Source organism: Pseudobutyrivibrio sp. OR37 (assembly GCF_900113655.1).
In the GTDB taxonomy this organism is placed as follows: domain Bacteria; phylum Bacillota; class Clostridia; order Lachnospirales; family Lachnospiraceae; genus Pseudobutyrivibrio.
Map to the genome: position 1 here is coordinate 15,243 of NZ_FOQF01000034.1, position 17,846 is coordinate 33,088.

Annotated in this window: 18 protein-coding genes and 3 tRNA genes; 2 read left to right on the forward strand and 19 right to left on the reverse strand. The window is 38.9% G+C overall.

The features are described from left to right. Positions 1-57: 57 nt before the first annotated feature. The 7 genes from BM097_RS13655 to BM097_RS13685 form a co-directional block, all read right to left on the reverse strand. On the reverse strand, positions 58-1,518 hold the full coding sequence (locus BM097_RS13655) for a carbon starvation CstA family protein (protein ID WP_090551313.1): 1,461 nt from the start codon (positions 1,516-1,518) through the stop codon (positions 58-60). A gap of 145 nt (positions 1,519-1,663) precedes the next feature. After that, positions 1,664-2,344, reverse strand: coding sequence for an alpha/beta hydrolase (locus BM097_RS13660; RefSeq protein WP_090551317.1), 681 nt, complete (start codon positions 2,342-2,344; stop codon positions 1,664-1,666). A 26-nt stretch (positions 2,345-2,370) separates the two neighbouring features. Continuing rightward, a complete protein-coding gene (locus BM097_RS13665) occupies positions 2,371-2,859 on the reverse strand; it encodes a gamma carbonic anhydrase family protein (RefSeq protein WP_090551321.1) in 489 nt (162 codons plus the stop codon). Positions 2,860-2,893: 34 nt separating this feature from the next. Next, positions 2,894-3,367 carry a hypothetical protein gene (locus BM097_RS13670; protein WP_028243504.1) on the reverse strand — a complete coding sequence of 158 codons (474 nt, stop codon included), beginning with the start codon at positions 3,365-3,367 and terminating at the stop codon, positions 2,894-2,896. A 91-nt stretch (positions 3,368-3,458) separates the two neighbouring features. Then, positions 3,459-4,085, reverse strand: a complete 627-nt coding sequence (locus tag BM097_RS13675) for a GNAT family N-acetyltransferase (RefSeq protein WP_090551325.1) — start codon at positions 4,083-4,085, stop codon at positions 3,459-3,461. A gap of 255 nt (positions 4,086-4,340) precedes the next feature. Further along, complete coding sequence (locus tag BM097_RS13680; protein ID WP_090551330.1) at positions 4,341-5,732, reverse strand: glycoside hydrolase family 32 protein; 1,392 nt, start codon at positions 5,730-5,732, stop codon at positions 4,341-4,343. Between the two features lie 16 nt (positions 5,733-5,748). Further along, on the reverse strand, positions 5,749-7,614 hold the full coding sequence (locus BM097_RS13685) for a PTS sucrose transporter subunit IIABC (RefSeq protein WP_090551333.1): 1,866 nt from the start codon (positions 7,612-7,614) through the stop codon (positions 5,749-5,751). Positions 7,615-7,884: 270 nt separating this feature from the next. On the opposite strand from BM097_RS13685, the gene BM097_RS13690 reads away from it, so the two are divergent. Next, positions 7,885-8,865, forward strand: coding sequence for a LacI family DNA-binding transcriptional regulator (locus tag BM097_RS13690; protein ID WP_090551337.1), 981 nt, complete (start codon positions 7,885-7,887; stop codon positions 8,863-8,865). A 94-nt stretch (positions 8,866-8,959) separates the two neighbouring features. Continuing rightward, entirely contained in the window at positions 8,960-9,535 is a 576-nt protein-coding gene (locus BM097_RS13695) for a hypothetical protein (RefSeq protein WP_090551341.1), read from the forward strand. On the opposite strand, the gene BM097_RS13700 is transcribed toward BM097_RS13695, so the two are convergent. The 12 genes from BM097_RS13700 to BM097_RS13755 form a co-directional block, all read right to left on the reverse strand. Further along, positions 9,513-10,937 carry an Mbeg1-like protein gene (locus tag BM097_RS13700; protein ID WP_090551344.1) on the reverse strand — a complete coding sequence of 475 codons (1,425 nt, stop codon included), beginning with the start codon at positions 10,935-10,937 and terminating at the stop codon, positions 9,513-9,515. The genes BM097_RS13695 and BM097_RS13700 overlap by 23 nt on opposite strands. A 17-nt stretch (positions 10,938-10,954) precedes the next feature. Continuing rightward, positions 10,955-11,611: a hypothetical protein gene (locus tag BM097_RS13705; RefSeq protein ID WP_090551347.1), complete on the reverse strand. Its 657-nt coding sequence runs from the start codon at positions 11,609-11,611 to the stop codon at positions 10,955-10,957. A gap of 72 nt (positions 11,612-11,683) precedes the next feature. Further along, positions 11,684-12,625, reverse strand: coding sequence for a M14 family metallopeptidase (locus BM097_RS13710; RefSeq protein WP_090551350.1), 942 nt, complete (start codon positions 12,623-12,625; stop codon positions 11,684-11,686). A gap of 92 nt (positions 12,626-12,717) precedes the next feature. Beyond that, positions 12,718-15,153, reverse strand: coding sequence for a DEAD/DEAH box helicase family protein (locus BM097_RS13715; protein ID WP_443197886.1), 2,436 nt, complete (start codon positions 15,151-15,153; stop codon positions 12,718-12,720). A 44-nt stretch (positions 15,154-15,197) separates the two neighbouring features. Next, on the reverse strand, positions 15,198-15,788 hold the full coding sequence (locus BM097_RS13720) for a class I SAM-dependent methyltransferase (RefSeq protein ID WP_090551357.1): 591 nt from the start codon (positions 15,786-15,788) through the stop codon (positions 15,198-15,200). A 355-nt stretch (positions 15,789-16,143) separates the two neighbouring features. Then, positions 16,144-16,413, reverse strand: coding sequence for a hypothetical protein (locus BM097_RS13725; RefSeq protein ID WP_090551375.1), 270 nt, complete (start codon positions 16,411-16,413; stop codon positions 16,144-16,146). A gap of 40 nt (positions 16,414-16,453) precedes the next feature. Beyond that, entirely contained in the window at positions 16,454-16,750 is a 297-nt protein-coding gene (locus tag BM097_RS13730) for a hypothetical protein (RefSeq protein WP_090551361.1), read from the reverse strand. A gap of 31 nt (positions 16,751-16,781) precedes the next feature. Beyond that, the gene (locus BM097_RS13735; protein ID WP_090551365.1) at positions 16,782-16,952 is read right to left on the reverse strand and encodes a chorismate--pyruvate lyase; all 171 of its coding nucleotides are present in this window, start codon (positions 16,950-16,952) and stop codon (positions 16,782-16,784) included. Between the two features lie 12 nt (positions 16,953-16,964). Continuing rightward, positions 16,965-17,489: a macro domain-containing protein gene (locus BM097_RS13740; RefSeq protein WP_090551368.1), complete on the reverse strand. Its 525-nt coding sequence runs from the start codon at positions 17,487-17,489 to the stop codon at positions 16,965-16,967. 107 nt (positions 17,490-17,596) lie between these two features. Next, positions 17,597-17,669 (reverse strand) — tRNA-Thr (locus tag BM097_RS13745). A 6-nt stretch (positions 17,670-17,675) separates the two neighbouring features. Continuing rightward, a tRNA-Asn gene (locus tag BM097_RS13750) sits at positions 17,676-17,748 on the reverse strand. Between the two features lie 24 nt (positions 17,749-17,772). Then, positions 17,773-17,845, reverse strand: a tRNA-Ala gene (locus BM097_RS13755). Position 17,846: the final 1 nt, after the last annotated feature.

The following is a 17,846-nucleotide window of genomic DNA, read 5'->3' on the forward strand; positions in this document are numbered from 1 at the left end:
AACACCCCAGGGACCTAAAATGAATCCCTGGGGCGTTGTGTCTAATCTACTCTTCCACTATACGTGATGCATCATCTTGAAATGTGTAACTGTGCCGTGGTCCTTCAATGTTGCTCTGATGAATAGTCCAAGGAATAAAGCTGCAGCCAAAATTCCAACTGGATATGCAACTGTAGTTGCCAGATGCAAGCATTCTGGTGCGCAGAAGAAATATGTTACAGAAACTGCTGACATGAATGTTGCAGGAACTGCAGTGAGCCAATAATTCTTTCCATTTTTGAACAGATACATTGATGCTGTCCAAAGAGCTATCATTGCAAGTGTTTGATTTGACCAGCTAAAGTATCTCCAAATTACACCGTAATTAAGCTGGCTGATAAGTGCTCCGGCTGCAAGAAGTGGAACACAAATATATAGTCGGCTGAGGTAAGGCTTCTGGTCAATCTTGAACCAATCTGCGATAACCAGTCTTGCAGATCTGAAAGCTGTATCGCCTGATGTAATAGGACAAGCGATAACACCAAGCATTGCTAGGATGATTCCGAAACCGCCCATTGTCTTTGTGCAGATATCGTAAACGCAAGTTGCCTGACCGTTTGCGAGCATTGCTGTTAATCCTGTTGTAAGTCCGCCTGTTGTTGCATAGACTGCACTGCCGGCTGCTGCCCAGATAAGAGCGATGATACCTTCGCTAACCATTGCGCCGTAGAATACCATGTGGCTTTCCTTTTCAGTTGAACAGCAACGAGCCATAAGTGGTGACTGAGTTGCATGGAAACCTGAAATAGCGCCGCAAGCAACTGAAACAAACATCATTGGCCAGATTGGAGTGGTATCTGGATGCAGATTAGCTAGCTGAATCTCAGGAATTGTATATCCATGTGTGAAGATACCAACTGCAACACCGATAGCCATAACGATGAGGCAGATACCAAATACTGGATAAAACTTTCCTATAATTTTATCGATAGGAATAAATGTTGCAATAAAATAGTAAACCAAAATTATTGCAAGCCAGAAATATGTATTAGTAAGAAGGCCTGTGCCACCCTGATTTCCGATTAATAGGGAAATAAGACCTGCAGGACCAACTGCAAACACTGTACCTACCATAACAAGAAGAACTACGCTGAAAATACGCATTACAGTCTTCATAATCTTGCCAAGGTAAATACCTGTCAGCTCTGAAACGCTAGCGCCATCGTGACGCATGCTCATGAATCCTACTGAAAAGTCATGAACGCCTCCAGCTAAAATTGTACCAAGTGTAATCCAAAGAAATACAGATGTACCCCACTGAGCTCCAGCCAAGGCACCGTAGATTGGACCAAGTCCCGCAATGTTAAGAAGTTGGATTAAAAAGAGTTTCCATTTTGGCATCACTACGAAATCAACGCCGTCATTGATTCGCACTGCTGGTGTTTGTCTGTCATCTGGTCCGTAGATTTTCTCCACAATACTTCCATAGACAAAGTACCCACCGATAAGTACCGCCAAACAAATAATAAAACTAATCATACACTTACACCCCCCATTACTTTTTTGTCCTGCAAGGACATCTCTTAATTTGAAGTATAGTATCTGATTTAGGCTATAACAATGAGTTCGGACTGAAATGCCAAAGCCACCGAATATAGCCCCCTCCGTTTACCTAATTTTTATTTTACGACTCCGCGCAACAAGTTTCAAGAAGCCACGCAATTCCTTTGGCTAAACGTAAGTCGGGTTCCTTGAAGTGATTTCCTTCATTCAATTCGAAGGTGTCTACGATGCCAAGTTCTGAGAAATGTTTACAGAGTAATCTGGTATTATCTTCTACCGTTTTAAAAATAGCATTTTTAGTTTTGGCTTCCTTGTCACCTACAGAAAAATAGACGTATTTTGGCATTACTGCCAGATTGTTATTGGTAGCGTAGTCTATAAAATCAGGGAACCACATGGAACCTGACGCACTGACAGCACAGGTGAAAATGCTAGTGTGATACAAGCTATAAATTGCAAACAATCCGCCTAAGGAATAGCCGGCGATAGTGATGTATGCAGGCTTTGCCTTTAGCTTTTCAACAATAGCTGGGACGATATCATCCTCAAGCTTTTTTATGTAATCATCAGCACCACCAGTGTATGGCTTGTCCCCTTTAAACAGAGTCTGACTAGTCCATGGAGTCATCTCATCATTCCAGTTAACATCGCTAATAACAGCCAATGTATATGGAATATCAACCAGCCCTGCCAATAGCTCGTTTAGCTCATGCTCGTCACCAGCAAAGGTGTTAACAATGACTAACGGTGCCCCCTCATTAGTTTCCCCGTATAGAAAAATATTTTTGTCATCAATAATCATCTACAGAATCTCTCCAGACATTTCCTTTAATGTTCACTATGCAGATTGTCCTTGGCATGCTTTACATAAAGCTCAGCATTTTCGATAATGCCCTGTTTTTCAGCATCTGTAAGTTGGCGAATTACCTTTGCTGGACTTCCGAATGCCAGGGAGCCATCAGGAATTTCCATGTTTTCTGTAACAAGGGCGCCAGCACCGATGATACAGTTGTTTCCTATCTTGGCTCCATTCATAACGATAGCACCCATGCCGATGAGCACATTATCACCTACTGTACAGCCATGAACTATTGCAGTGTGGCCTATGGTAACATTATCACCCACTGAAAGAGTAAAGCTCTTGTCTACATGCAAACACGCCAAATCCTGCACGTTTGTATTTTTTCCGATAGTGATTTTCTGGGAATCACCTCTTACTACCGCGTTGTACCAAATACCGCAGTTTTCACCTATGGTCACATCTCCAATGACCTGCGCACCTGGCGCTATAAAAACACTATTGTCTATGGTTCTCATATATATCCCCTCAGCTTTTCTTTATATTTTTTCGTTAGAACCCAATAGCCTCAGCCAACTCCTGGAAGTCACTTAAGTCTCTTTTATTTACATCATAGTAAAGGACTCTTTCAATTTCATATTCAAATCCTGCAACTGAAGATAATACACCTTCCTCAAAAGGTTCATCCTCATCTTCCTTTGCGTAGATATAGTTGGCTGCAACTGCCGCTAATTCCTCTGCAAGAATTCTTGAAACTGCGAATGTATGGTTTTCTGATTCATCCATATAAACAGGCGCAGCATACATACTTATTAATTCGATTAAATTAAAATATGTCATCAGCAAATCTGGTGAAAGCTTAGAGTTATTGCTAATCTCATCATATACCATTGTAATTGCATCATAAGTTTCCTTAATGCAGTCAAGGTACTCTTCCATGTGAATCTCATCTTCACCTTCAACGAAATCAGACTTGGCCTCCATCAATGCTACCCAATCTTCAATTAGTTTTCCTAAATCCATCATTTATTGGACCTCCATGTTAATACTTTCCTCTATTATACAGCAAAAAATATAAAAGCGCCTAGCCCCATACAGGGGCAGGCGCTGCATTCGTTTAGAATATTTGTCCAGGAAGTTTTAATTTCTGCTTTGGTGGAAAAAACTTATCAAATTCCTCAACATCTGAATCATCAACATAATATCCTTTTGGAGTTTGGTATACTCCAGTCACATCATTAAGATATCCTGGTACTAGTTCCTTGCATAGAAAGAAGGATGCGTCAGAACCTTCAGGTAGGTCGTGATATCTTATGCCGAATTTGCTGGCATAGTCAAATCCGCTTTTGCCATAGAAGTCTATGTTTCCTTCAAACAAGACTGCCCCATAGCCCATAGCTGTGGCCTTTTCAAGTGTATAGTCAAGAATCCTTTTGCCGTAGCCCCTACGCTTTAAATCAGGTGTAATTCCAATAGGTCCCATTGTAAGAACAGGAATTATCCTTCCATCATCAGCTTCTATTATGGTTCGCATGAACATATTTTGGCCAATTAATATGCCATCCTTTTCCATCACATAATCCAGCTCCTTAATAAAAGCTGGGTCATCTCTGAGAACATGGATAACATAATGCTCACTACAGCCTGGTCTATACACATTCCAAAATGATTCCCTTATTAAGTTTTCAACTTCTCTGTAATCTTCCTTTTTTTCTAAACGCATTATTACATCGTTTGTATTCATTATTTTTCCTCCTGAAAATTGTCGACTTCAATTGCGATTACCGCGGGAGGTTTGTGTGATTGTCAGCAAACCTCCCGGTTAGCCTACAATCTCTCGTGTGTTATACTTTGTCAAACAGCACTTCTCCTTTTTTAATTATTAATCTAGCCTAATGGCCTTGTACTAACTATATTATTATACATTTCCGTGCAAGATGAAAGACAAAAAAAGAGATGGGTCAACTTCCCATCTCTAATCACTAGTCATTCTAACCTATTATTTAGAAACTACATTAAAAGGCTTAAGACTATAGACATCTATATTATCAATACTTCCTTCTATAGAAAGTGTATTTTCAACGTCTTTAGCCTTAAAGTACTTTGTAGTGAAGGTATACAGACCGTCATTAATGAAGATTTCAATGCTGCATGTATCAACAAAAATCTTCATGCTTTCTATTTGCTCCCCGGTAGCTAGCTTTAGCTTTCTGGTAGTTCTGTTACTTCCAAGCTCCTTGTCTGTAAAAGAAAATACTAAATCATTTGCTAGCTTATTGTATTTGACATCAAAACCCTCGTTGAACTGGATAGTAAAATCATCCTGTCCAAAATCCGACATATCTAATTCGTATGTCTCTACATCCGCAATGTCCTTGATGTCGATCTTTTTATCTCTTAAATCCTTGATTTCAGCCACTGGCTTCTGAAGAATCTTTCCTGAATTATTGTCGAAGACTAATTCGCGAGGTAATGACAACATGTGCTGCCATCCATCTTCTACTGAAATGTCGTGACCATATTCTGCATCAGGCATGCCCATCCATGCAATCAGGATTGTTCTTCCCTTTTCATCTACGTATGTCTGTGGGGCATAGAAATCAAACCCGAAATCCCATTCTGTAAATTCGCCTAAAGCCTTGCCATCAGCCAATAAATCCGAAGTGGTATTAAAGTAACCAGATTGATACATATTCTGGTAGCTATACTCCTTCGCATCCAATCCCTGAGGAGATACTGACAAGAACTGTTTGCCATCTACATAACATAAATCAGGGCATTCCCACATGTAACCGTAGTCTGCTTTTTCAATGAAGTGACTAAATTCCCAATTAATCTTATCCTGGGATTTGAAAAGGATAACGCAGCCTTCGTCATTCTTTGTTCTTGCCCCAAGTGTCATGTAATAAGTACCATCCTGGCACCATACCTTTGGATCTCTAACATGAAGAGTAAGATTATCTGGGTAATCCTGACTTCTAAGCAATATTTTCTTTTCGCTGGCCTTTATTCCATCCTGGCTAGTTACTAATATTGTATTGCTCTCTCTTCCCTCAAGGATGTAGTCGTACTCTCCAGGATGCTTTACGTTACCTGTGTAGTAGATGTACATTTGGCCATTTTCTACATAAGCACATCCTGAATAAACACCACTTGCATCCTCTGGCATATCAGGCTTCATAAATACTCCTGAGAATTCATAGTTGATGAAATCCTTTGTGGAGTAATGTCCCCAGTCCTTTTCACCGCCCATAGGTGAGTCTGGTGAATACTGGAAAAAAATGTGATGTATGCCATCAAGCTGGCAAAGACCATTAGGGTCATTAAGCCAGCCTGATTGTGGGAAAAGATGAAATCTAGGAGTTAAATATTTTTTATCTTTTAAACTCATCTAATTAACACCTTATTTATTTTGTTACTGTTAAAACCTTTTCACTGAAATCTGTGTTACCCATCTTTACATTGCTAACCTCAGCAAACTTTGGAGTGTTAGAAATGATAACTGGTGTAACAAGTGGATATCCAGCCTTTGTGATAGCGTCCATATCAAATGTTACAAGAGTCTGTCCGCAAGAAACCTTGTCACCCTGAGCAACGTGCGCTGTGAAGTGCTCTCCGTTTAACTTAACTGTATCAAGACCGATGTGGATAAGAACCTCAACACCGTCTTCACTTACAAGACCGATAGCATGCTTTGTATCATAAAGCATTGCAACTGTTCCGTTGAAAGGAGCAACTACCTTACCCTCTGTAGGGTTGATAGCGATACCCTTACCAAGTGCTTCGCTAGCGAATACCTTGTCAGGAGCCTCTGTAAGAGGAATGATTTCGCCCTTAAGTGGTGAGTAAACTGAATCTGGCTCTACGTTGATTTCGCACTTTGTCTCTGTCTCAACTGTAGCTGCCTTCTCCTCGTCCTTGTAAAGAGCCCAAGATACTGCAAATGCTACAACTGAAGCAACTGCGAATGAAAGTAAATATCCTGGTAAGCAATCAGTTACAATGAGAAGTCCGAATAAACCTGTAATACCGTTTGCTGTAGCGTAAACGCCCATGATTGAAGCGACGCAAGCACCTACGGCACCACCAACCATACCTGCGATAAATGGCTTACCGTAACGGATGTTAACACCGAAGATAGCTGGCTCTGTAATACCCATGAAAGCTGAAAGTGAAGCTGGAAGAGCCATTGACTTTGTCTTGCTGTTCTTTGTCTTTAATGATACTGCAAGTGCTGCAGCACCCTGAGCAACGTTAGCTGCTGTAGCGATTGGCATCCAGATGTTCATACCATTGTCTGAAAGCATCATCATTTCGATAGCGTTGTACATGTGGTGAGCACCAGCAAGTACTGTAGGGGCATATAAACCACCCATAAGTAAAGCACCAACACCGAATGGGATAGCGATAAGTGCCTTAGCACCTGAAAGAACCCATGTCTCAATCTGTGCAAAGATAGGTCCGATAACTGTCATAGCTAAGAAACCAGCTACAAGAACTGAACAAAGTGGTGTTACAAATAAATCAAACATTTCTGGAACAATCTTATGTAGCTTCTTTTCGATAGTACACATTAACCAAACTGAAAGAACGATTGGAATAACGTGTCCCTGGTAACCTACGTTGTCAATGTTCCAAGCACCGAGCCAAGACCAAAGTGTACTTGTTTCAGCACCGCTTGCTACTGTCCAAGCATTAACTAAGCTTGGGTGAATCATAATCATACCAATTACTGCGCCAAGATAGATATTTCCACCAAAAATCTTTGCTGCTGAAATAGCAATAAGAATAGGTAAGAATGTAAGTGCAGTATTTGAGAACATATTTACAAGATTATAGAAATATGAATCTGCCATTGATGGCCAAATCTGTACAAGACCACCAAGTAAACCATTTAAAAGACCTGTTGCTACAATGGCTGGAATGATTGGGATAAAGATATCACCAAGAGTCTTGATAGCACGCTTCCACCATGGAGCCTTGCTTGCAGCAACCTGCTTAAGCTCTTCTTTTGTAGCAGCTTCGATACCTGCTATATCAATAAACTCGTCATAAACCTTGTTAACTGTACCTGTACCGATGATAAGCTGAAGCTGACCAGATGCATCAAATACACCCTTAACTCCTTCAATCTCCTCTAATGCTGGTACATTTACCTTGCTGTTGTCAGCGATTACTAATCTAAGTCTAGTTGCACAGTGTGCAGCTGAGATTAAATTATCTTTTCCACCAATCTGCTCGTAGATTTGGCTTGCACATGATCTGTAATCCATGTTGTTTCCTTTCTATTTTCCCTATAATTACAAATTTCAATGAAATCGATTGAGTATTTGTGAAATCGGTTTCACATCATGGTGACATTATATAACGGATAAGGTAAAATTCCTATTAGCAATGTGTGATAACGATTTCACATATTTTTTATATGATTTTCACAAAAAAGTCGTTAAAGGCGTATTCTCACATCAAAAATTGATTTAGACCTATCTAATAAATATAATAATAGTGAATACGATTTCAATAATATTTTTAGGAGTACATTTATGAATATTAATCAGATAGCAAAGCTTGCCGGGGTTTCTCCTGCGGCAGTTTCCAGATATCTAAACGATGGGTACCTTAGTGATGAAAAGCGCAAGGCTATAGCTAAGGTAATAGACGAGACTGGCTACATCCCTTCATCTCAGGCTCAAACCCTTCGAACCAAAAAAACTAAACTTATCGGGGTAATTATCCCTAAAATAGATTCCGATTCCATTTCACAGGTTGTGGCCGGCATCGGCGAAGTCCTAAATAACAAGGGCTATAAAATGCTTTTGGCCAACACTGATAATCACGATGAAAAGGAAATAGAATTCATTAACACCTTCAAGCAGAACATCGTTGATGGAATAATTCTGCTTGGAACAGTCCTTACTCCAAAGCACAAGAAAGCCCTTAAGGACCTGACTATGCCTTACGTGGTCTTGGGACAGCAGACTGATATTTCTGCCTGCATTTACCATGATGATTACACAGCTGCCTATGAATTAGCAGATTACATTATAAATAAAGGTCATAAAAATATTGGATACATTGGTGTCACTGAAAATGATATCGCCGTAGGTGTAAATAGAAAGCAAGGCTTCCTTGATGCTTTAGAAAAGCATGATATCAAGCCTTCTAAGTCCTTGATCAAAACAGGTTCCTTCTATATGGATAGCGGTTATGAAAATGCTAAGGCTCTACTTAGTAAAAATAAAAAGCTTGATGCCATTTTGTGCGCCACAGACACTATAGCTTTAGGTGCTATCAAATACCTAAACGAAAATAATATAAAGATTCCTGATGATATTGCTATTGCGGGCTTTGGGGAAAGCAAGCCATCCTCTATCCTATCTCCTAGCCTTACCACTGTGCATTTTTATTACAGAGAATGCGGTGTGGAAGGTGCTACCTTCCTACTTAATAAAATTACCAATCCGGACATTCCTGATAAGGCAATGAAATTAGGCTTTGAAATTATTAAAAATCAGTCTGTTTAAAATGTAGATATCACTACCTAAAAATTTCACAATTACATAATATAATGTTTTTTAGGTGACAGTTGTCTCAGCAAGCATATCAGAGGAGGTTCACATGGAAGGTAGTGATCTCGAAATTAAAAAACTGGTACTTAGCAAAAGACTTAGGGCACAATCTATTATTGGTATAGCAACCACAGTAGGAGTTGTTGTGGGGGCTATTCCTATACCATTTTCAGATGCGGTATTATTAAACAAAGCCGAGAATATTGAAGTAAATTCCATAGCTACGATATATGAAATTACAAAAGATGACAAAAGCAGGGAATTTATTAATACAATTATTCAGGTAGGAACAGCCAGCTCTGTTATTAGTTCCGCAGCATCTGCGTTAAAAGCAATCCCTGGTGTGAATTTAGGCACAGGCGTTATCAATGCTATTATTGCCGGCAGTATCGTGGCAGTTATTGGCGAAAGCGCAGTATTTGCTTTTGAACAGGTTTCAATGGGTAAAAAAACAATCGACGACCTGGAATGGTTGGAAAAAGTGATGAAATCAAAATTCGCAGCCAGGTTCACAAAAAGCGTTTACGCTTCATTCAGGCAGATTTCCAATAATGCTAAAAAAGAGGAAATACTGCAGATTATCAAGGAAAACTTTTTCACCACTACAAGCGTAGCAGCCAGATAATTACCCAAGCAACAGTAGCCATTATTGCACCAAATACTAAAAATGACAGATATCGCCTTGATATCATCAGGTGGGAATTGATGATAATGGTGGCATCCTCCGCCTTTAAATCATCTCCGTTGTATTTCAAAGGATTGATTTTGCGCATTTTCTTTGATACTGAAACCAGTAAATCAAACAATTCCATATGTTTTCTAAGAAATTGAATCAAATTGTCTGAGGTATGTCTCATCTTTAAAATAGATATGACTACCTCAGGCTTTTTTCCTATTAATTCCATTAGTAAATCATAATTTGTCACGAAATTTATAGTCCCAAGCATATTGGTGCTAAATCCATTTTGCTCAAGAACTTCCCTTACAGAATCCACCATTTTAGGTTTTTCAACTTTATAGCGCAGAGTATAAGCAATTAATTTTGCCGCACTATCAGCATTTGTTTTGTCGGCGAAAGAATCTACCAGCTTGTCGGTGTCTCCGCTGGAAGCATTTACGATAACACTGCCAAGCATGTTGGCAACACTTTCCTTGGTTGACATTTTAATAGAGCGGATAAAGCTGTTAAGCATCTTGTCTAACGCTGCCATTTTTTTATCCTGGCCAGGCGCTTCATGGATAGACATTTCCCCAATATCATCATAAAAAGCAATTGCATTAGGACAATGATTTTCAGCGAAACCCAGTCTTCCATAATTCGTGCCAAGATAAAACTGTTTCTGCCCTACATCATTAAGCAGAATATTTACAAAATCACTTTCAGCACTAATATTTAGAATTTTATTTTGATTTTTGATTATGATTGTAGAATATTTACGAATGAATTCATCGGAAAAGCCCTGCCCATCAAAAGAAAAACAGTTGTCCACTCTGTCATCCATGATAGTAATATATTTGGCTTTATTTCCGCCCTTAGAATGGCCCGTAACGGTGATTGTGTCGTATCCCTCCAAATCAAGGGATTTAAACCAACTCAAGGCATTCTCCTGAAATGCTGTTGGCACCTGATAAAGGCCCGAGACATTATCTATCCATTCAGCATCGCTTTGTGTACCCTTGAAGGCAACGATAGCTTCATTTGCTGATGGATCAAATAGTAGCGCACTGCGACCGCCACCTGCACCTTCACTTTCATAATGCACCTGCATTATAACGATATTCTTTAGGTGCTCCAAAGGGCGGATGGCCCACATGAGCTGCTTATATTCTGCACCGGTAACACCAGTGCTATATTCTTTTTCGTTTTCAATTTTTTTGGCATAGTGAAGTACACCATCCACAAAATCCCCAATGGTTCTGGTTTCCTGGCTAATAGATAGAAAAGTTCCTCTTGGTCCACCCAGATTTTCACAATATAACAAGCAATTAATCAAAACGATTTCTTCGATAGATAGACAACTGTTCATAAAAACCCTCCTTGAGCTTACAACAATATACTATCAGAAAAAACTCGGTCTCTTGCCACATCTCCATCTGCGTTAGATAGTATTACCAAATACACTTCACCGCTGACATTATTAGCCTGCAGGCAATTTTTTATTTTTTCTTTGATGGCGGAATAATCCTTTTCCTTTAGCATGGAATCATCAAGGAAAATCTTAAAATCATTTCCCGCATCTATCTCCCCTGTCAAAACCTTTTCAGGGGAGATTTTATCATCATATTCATCTCCCAGATATTCCCAGAAAGAAACATCAATCCTGATGATTGGAAGTTTTTCGGCTGCCAAGAATTGCTCTAAATAATTTTTTATAGGAGCTCCTATCAGTTGGCCGAAAAAGGCGTCTCTTATAGAAAAACTATCCCCATCCTCCTCGGACATGGCAATGAATGCTGATTCCCTGTCAATTTCTGCGGATTTAAAATACCACTCGGAATAAGTTCTGGTAGTTCCGGATTTTGGCTCACATCCAGTTATTTCAAAAGAATAATTGGGATATTTGGCTGTTAGATAGCTTTCCACCGCACGCATCTCTTTTAGAAGCGCCATATCGCTTTCACGGAGATTCCCACTATCGATTTCTTCAGTGTTAAACGAAATACCATTCAATACCTTTTTTTCGGACGCAGTTAATTCCATAATAATTTACCTCCATCCCTTCAAATTAGTTTCTACCCTTTCTAAGAAAGACAGGATCATTGCCTGCTGGCATCACCATGAGCTGCATAAACTCCCAATAATGGCCCAGACTGGGAGATTTTTGGCGTATATAACATCAAACTGAGATATTGGAACCGGGTTTGCAGTACCGATTTCTATAGTAACACTAGGAACTCCTTCAACAGCCCCAAAGTAATCTCCAAAGCTTCCTATTGCAGCTCCGCAATATTCTCGTCTATATCCTATGATTGAATGAACTAAATCAGCCATCTGCCTGCAGCCCTGCGCCACCTCCGGCGTGTTGGTGGCAGCTCCATAATAAATTATATTTCCCATAGAATGATAGTTAATTCCAGCACAAAACACATTCTCATTTAACAGCGCAGCCATAGCTGCAGTCTCTGGTTCAGAAAGAGGCTCTACACCTGGATAATAGGCCAATCCTGGATTTTTCGCCAATCTTGGACCAGAGCCAAAGCCAAGTGGGAAATTCCTATTTAAATCTACTCCATTTGCGTTTGCTTTTATGGACTTTGTTCCGTTTTGGCAGATTGTAACGCCATCAGGATTTACCATAGGAATAATATAAAAGCAGGTATTTGTAAAGCGTTGTCTATAAGTGATTCCATCAGCGTTTGGCACATCATAATTCAACACGTACTCTTCTAACATCCTCATGACAAGCTGAGATGTCATATATTCTCTTGCATGAATGGATGCTGTAATTAAAATCTTATTTTCTGCCTGCAAATTACCAAATTTGATGAGCCACAGGCTACGGCCCTGCATGGTGGTGGCTATAGCTTCGTAGCACATAATATCCTCATGCCCTGAAGCCAGCAGCACTATATCTTCACATAAAGATTCATAAGAATAAATCTGCTGTGAAGCATCAACGATAGTAAAATCAGTTGCATAACAATTAACAGCAGAGCAGAAAAAAATTAGAATACTAACTATTGAACTAACTACGAAATTGCAGAAATACCTCATTCCTCAATTTTATATTGTAAATGTGATAGAAAAGCCAAAAAATTTGTAAGGCATTGTGAAAAGATGGAGGTTTATCGGTTATTATTTCAACATCACAAAAGCGTTCCCACTAGCCTACGCCTATAGTAATCCATAGTCCTGTACTCAATGACATCTTTCATCTGCTCAGCAAGAATTCTATTTCCTTGCAATACTTTCATTTCCGTACACAGCGCAATTGGTGCCTCATCAGTACTTACAAAAAATCCCTTGCCTGATTTAAGCAAAAAGTTAACTGGCATGCTATGAATCTTCTTGATGTGATTAGAATCGGATATTGCCTGGTACTTCGCATAAGTACTATCTGGATCTAAATCACGCCAATTCTTACCGGTGTTAAAGAACTTTTTCCAGCTAGCTAGCAACTGACTGTCATCTACCTGCATCAAAACATCGCCATTGTTATAAAAGGCCATAAGAACTGGCATTTTATATACCTTAGTCATGTTTGTGTTTTCAATTAAAGAAATAAAGTCTTTTCCTAATCCATTGCAGAAAAACTTTTCTTCATCTCCAAGCTCGCCTAGTTCGCTCAAATAATCCAAGTAGCGTTTGAAGACATTAGCCTTTGAGTTCTTTATAGTAAGCTGGTAGATTTCATCATCCATCTCTGTAAATAGCTCCAAACGGGATGGTCTATGTCCAATAAGCTCTTTTACTCTATAGAATTCCTCATTAATCAAATCATTAAGCTTCTTTTGCTTACGTTCCATCTCATTAAATAAATCAATGAGACGCATATCGAAATCTATCAAACAATCGTCTGGTATATCCTTCTTCGATGGGCGACCAGAATTTTTATCGTAGGTTTCACTATGCTTGCCAGTTAAGAAAAACCTTACTTTTCCTGCCTTCTGATAGTTGCCTATAAAATCAAGAACATTTAAATATTCCTTGCCCTTAGATTTTCTTAAACCACGCCCTAACTGTTGTAAAAATACAATTGGTGATTCAGTTGGTCTCAAGAACATAACCATGTCTAAAGAAGTGATATCCACACCCTCGTTAAACATATCAACTGCAAATATTACCTTGATTTCTCCAGCCTTTAGCTTTGCTATTGCTACATCTCTCGCCTCAGAATAATCACCATTCGCATCACTATAAACTGCAACTGCAGGTGTTCCTCGTTTGCAAAACTCTTTTGCCATTTCTTCTGCATGTGCCCTTGAACAGCAAAATCCCAATGCACGATCGGATTCGTATTTACGATAATATTTATAAATCAAATCATGTCGGCGTACGTTACCAATATATGTTTCATTTAATTCTTTTTCATCATAACGTCCTCTTACAACATGTAGCTTTGAGTAATCTGTATCATCATAAATTCCATAATAATGGAATGGAACCAACATTCCTTTGTTTATAGCCTCGTAGAGCGAAATCTCATAAGGAACATTATAATCACAAAGCTCGTAGATGCTTCTACCATCCATTCGTTCTGGAGTAGCAGTCAACCCAAGCATGAATTTAGGCTTAAAGTAATCTACTATCCTCTTATACTGATCGTTTACCGCATGATGAAATTCGTCTACAACAATGTAGTCGAAATAATCAGCAGAGAAATACTCAGGATTTAGATATCTATCATTTCCTAGGGTAGCTACAGACGCAAAAACCACTGATTTATCAATGCATTTCTCCTCTCCATTAAAGAACCCATAATCATCTGAATTTCTTACATTTCGAAATGATGCTGCTGCCTGTTTTAGAATCTCTTCTCTATGTGCAACGAACAACACTCGCTTATAATCCTTTGAATCAAATGCTGCTAAATAAGTCTTTCCAACTCCAGTCGCAGCTTGAACCAGGGCCTTAGTTGCACCTTCCGCCCTAGAATTTTCTAAGGCACAAAGTGCTTCAATCTGTGCTCCTCGTGGCTCAAAGAGCATCCTAACTTTTGTATCGTTATCTGCCTCGGCTTCATCGTATCTATCTAAGTCTTTAGCAGCTGCAGGTCTGTGCCAATTCTTTGAGTATTCTCTAAGAACATCTTCAGTAACTTCAAGTGAATGATTCTGATATAAATCTTCAAATGTATCACTGAATTTCTTAAAATTTTTCTCATCTGAAAATGTAGTGAATCTATAGTTCCATTCAATGCCAGATGTCAATGCACTTCTTGAAATATTGGATGAGCCTATGAATATTTCACCATGAGAAGCATAATGAAATATATATGCTTTAGGATGAAATGATCTGCGTGTGTCATTATAGAATCTTAATTCTACTCTATCTCCCAACTCGCGCTTAATCATGTAAAGAGCTGATGGCTGGGTAATTCCAAGATAATTACCCGTAAGAATTCGTATTTTCGTACCGGCATTAATCGACTTTTCTAATTGTTTTAGAAGCATTTTTACACCGGACTCCATCAAAAATGACACGATTATATCAACCTGCTTTGCATTGCCAAAACTAGCTAAAAGCTTAGCATATAATTGCACAGCCTTGTTATCATCGCCAGTCATTGCTAGAGGTTGCATCTTTAAGTCTATTGTTTCAATTAGATTCGCTGCTTTGTTTTCACCTATTTCTTCAAAATTAGGTTCAACCATTTTTCTTCTCCTCGCCCTGGTCTTACATCACTAGTAATCCAAGTTTCTTCTATTTTTATCTCTTTAAAATCGGATATATATTCCACAAAAGATTCTTCAGTAAAATCTGTAAAGTATCTGCCATTTCTTTCGCCTTCATAATTGCCATATTTAAAAGATGTATAAATAACCCCACCAGTTTTTAATGCAACAACCATTTTACTTAGAACAGTTCTTAATTCGACTTTTGGAACATGTAAAATTGAAGAGCAGGCCCAAATGCCGTCGTATTTTTCCACCTCAATAAGTTCTTGAAAAAGCATATTCTTGACATCAATTCCTGTAAACGCTGACGCAGTTTTACATAATTCTGCAGAACCGTCTATTGCTTCAACTTTATATCCCAATTCTAAAAATGACTTAGTATCTCTACCTGATCCACAGCCAAAATCTAGGATACTATCTCCTTTTTCCAAATATCCAAGAAATCGCTCACGTTGAGGAGATACATCTGCATTAACAGTATTCTCACAAAATTCCTTAGCCTTTTTGTCATAATATGATAACGTATTTACGATACCCATATACAAATTCACCTCTATTCATGATTGTAAAAATCGCCCAAAACATAGTAATTACGCTAAATAAAAGTATACCACATCAATCTATAAAAGTCCGATAAACTCTCAGGTCTCAGATATTATATATAGCTAAAACCAAGGTTAAACTAAACAAAAGCACCAACCAATAATGATTGGTGCTTCGCAAAAATAATATTTCAAGTAAATTCATCCTTTTTGTCTCAATAATCCGCATATTAGCTAATACCCCTGAAGCTATAGGAAAAAAAGGTGAACAAAAAATAGAAAATGATTTAAACAACATTAATTTCTGGGGCTATGAAGGATATTGTTTAAAGAACGTATATGTATTCTCTGTTTACATCCAGTTATAATCCCCGCCTGTTACAGCAAGTGAAAGCAGCGCATCCATTCGCTCCACCTCCTCTTCACCCTGTACAACAGAAATTAGATTTGCAGTCTCAGTAGCCACCGGCATCTCCTCGTCTGGACCAATCTCCATGTTTGGCTGCTCGCCGCAGTATGGACACACCAAACTTGGTCCTACCTGTACTGATAAAAATCTGTTTGCACACTCCTTACATTCATAAAAACCTGCTAGAGTGGTTCCGTCTGGTACGTAATACATGTTTATTTCCTTTCTTACTTTCAATTCCAATTTTTACTATCTACAACTCTTCTTCTATCTCCTTGATGGCGCACTTACCACAAAGTTGGCCTACAAATTCTTCCATATAGAAGAACTCTCCATCATAATATTCATCAAAGTCCTTTATTGCGCCAGCCAAAGTGAATGCTTTGTTACAAGCCTTACATTTTCTTATTAGCGACATGGCCACTTCATCATCTTCAACCTCGTAGTCATCATGATCCATATCGCCCTCTTCATAGCCCTCTAATATATGGTTTGCTAAATATTCCTCAGATGGCTTAAGCACACCATCTATCTCTGAAAAAAATCCCATTATTTTTTAACTCCTATCACTTCTTTTGAATCTAAATTAAAAAGTACTGCATTAACTCATATTTAAGTTTGCTCCCCTCGTCTATATCCTCTGGAAGCAACGCCCTTGCAACAAGCTTGAGCTCATCAGACGCTATATCAGTTCTTCTTAAATTGGCATAATCGCCATCAATACTTTCAACCACATAATACCATGTCTCCATAGTTCTCTCCTTTTAATTCATCATTTTTTTTGCTTCCGACATCTCATTTGCACCATAGGCACACAGCATTACTTCTATTTCATAGTCTGGATAATCCGCCACGAATTTTGCATAAGCTCTACAGCATTGTTTCGCGGAATTACCAGCTGGATTATCTAAATTTCCACCGAATATCCCGGCACTAATAAGAGGAAAAGATATGCTATGATATCCGTTATCCTTCATCACCACCAATGAATTATAATATGCATAGAACAATTCTTCGAAGGCATTTGGTGTAATGGAAAAATTGGGACCAACGGCATGAACAATTGCTTTTGCATTGGTCAATTTAAATGATGGTGTTATGACTGCATCTCCATCCTTCAAAGGTGTATTGTACTGACTACATGCATCAGATAGTTCCTTGACACCGGCTTTATTAAAAATCACACCACATATACCGCCACCAGCCCAAAGTCCTGAATTGGCAGCATTTACAATAACATCAACTTTTTGATCAGCGCAAGAACCATGTATTAATTCTATTTTGCTCATAATATATCCCCTTCACTATGAATTAGCGACAAAAACTAAATATATTATAGTCGACTATACAAAAAAAATCACTGAACCATTATGATTCAGTGATTCTAAACTTATAAAGCCGATGATCGGACTCGAACCGATAACCTGCTGATTACAAATCAGCTGCTCTGCCAATTGAGCCACATCGGCATTAAACTCCCCAAGTAGGACTCGAACCTACGACAACTCGGTTAACAGCCGAGTGCTCTACCAACTGAGCTATTGAGGATTATCTAGGTTATTCAACCTAAAGTGGAGACGGAGAGATTCGAACTCTTGACCCCCTGCTTGCAAGGCAGGTGCTCTCCCAACTGAGCTACGCCCCCA

Coding starts and splice junctions, on each gene's coding strand:
- BM097_RS13655 (WP_090551313.1), bottom strand. CDS start 1,518: ATGATTAGTTTTATTATTTGTTTGGCGGTACTTATCGGTGGGTACTTT.
- BM097_RS13660 (WP_090551317.1), bottom strand. CDS start 2,344: ATGATTATTGATGACAAAAATATTTTTCTATACGGGGAAACTAATGAG.
- BM097_RS13665 (WP_090551321.1), bottom strand. CDS start 2,859: ATGAGAACCATAGACAATAGTGTTTTTATAGCGCCAGGTGCGCAGGTC.
- BM097_RS13670 (WP_028243504.1), bottom strand. CDS start 3,367: ATGATGGATTTAGGAAAACTAATTGAAGATTGGGTAGCATTGATGGAG.
- BM097_RS13675 (WP_090551325.1), bottom strand. CDS start 4,085: ATGAATACAAACGATGTAATAATGCGTTTAGAAAAAAAGGAAGATTAC.
- BM097_RS13680 (WP_090551330.1), bottom strand. CDS start 5,732: ATGAGTTTAAAAGATAAAAAATATTTAACTCCTAGATTTCATCTTTTC.
- BM097_RS13685 (WP_090551333.1), bottom strand. CDS start 7,614: ATGGATTACAGATCATGTGCAAGCCAAATCTACGAGCAGATTGGTGGA.
- BM097_RS13690 (WP_090551337.1), top strand. CDS start 7,885: ATGAATATTAATCAGATAGCAAAGCTTGCCGGGGTTTCTCCTGCGGCA.
- BM097_RS13695 (WP_090551341.1), top strand. CDS start 8,960: ATGGAAGGTAGTGATCTCGAAATTAAAAAACTGGTACTTAGCAAAAGA.
- BM097_RS13700 (WP_090551344.1), bottom strand. CDS start 10,937: ATGAACAGTTGTCTATCTATCGAAGAAATCGTTTTGATTAATTGCTTG.
- BM097_RS13705 (WP_090551347.1), bottom strand. CDS start 11,611: ATGGAATTAACTGCGTCCGAAAAAAAGGTATTGAATGGTATTTCGTTT.
- BM097_RS13710 (WP_090551350.1), bottom strand. CDS start 12,625: ATGAGGTATTTCTGCAATTTCGTAGTTAGTTCAATAGTTAGTATTCTA.
- BM097_RS13715 (WP_443197886.1), bottom strand. CDS start 15,153: ATGCAACCTCTAGCAATGACTGGCGATGATAACAAGGCTGTGCAATTA.
- BM097_RS13720 (WP_090551357.1), bottom strand. CDS start 15,788: ATGGGTATCGTAAATACGTTATCATATTATGACAAAAAGGCTAAGGAA.
- BM097_RS13725 (WP_090551375.1), bottom strand. CDS start 16,413: ATGTATTACGTACCAGACGGAACCACTCTAGCAGGTTTTTATGAATGT.
- BM097_RS13730 (WP_090551361.1), bottom strand. CDS start 16,750: ATGGGATTTTTTTCAGAGATAGATGGTGTGCTTAAGCCATCTGAGGAA.
- BM097_RS13735 (WP_090551365.1), bottom strand. CDS start 16,952: ATGGAGACATGGTATTATGTGGTTGAAAGTATTGATGGCGATTATGCC.
- BM097_RS13740 (WP_090551368.1), bottom strand. CDS start 17,489: ATGAGCAAAATAGAATTAATACATGGTTCTTGCGCTGATCAAAAAGTT.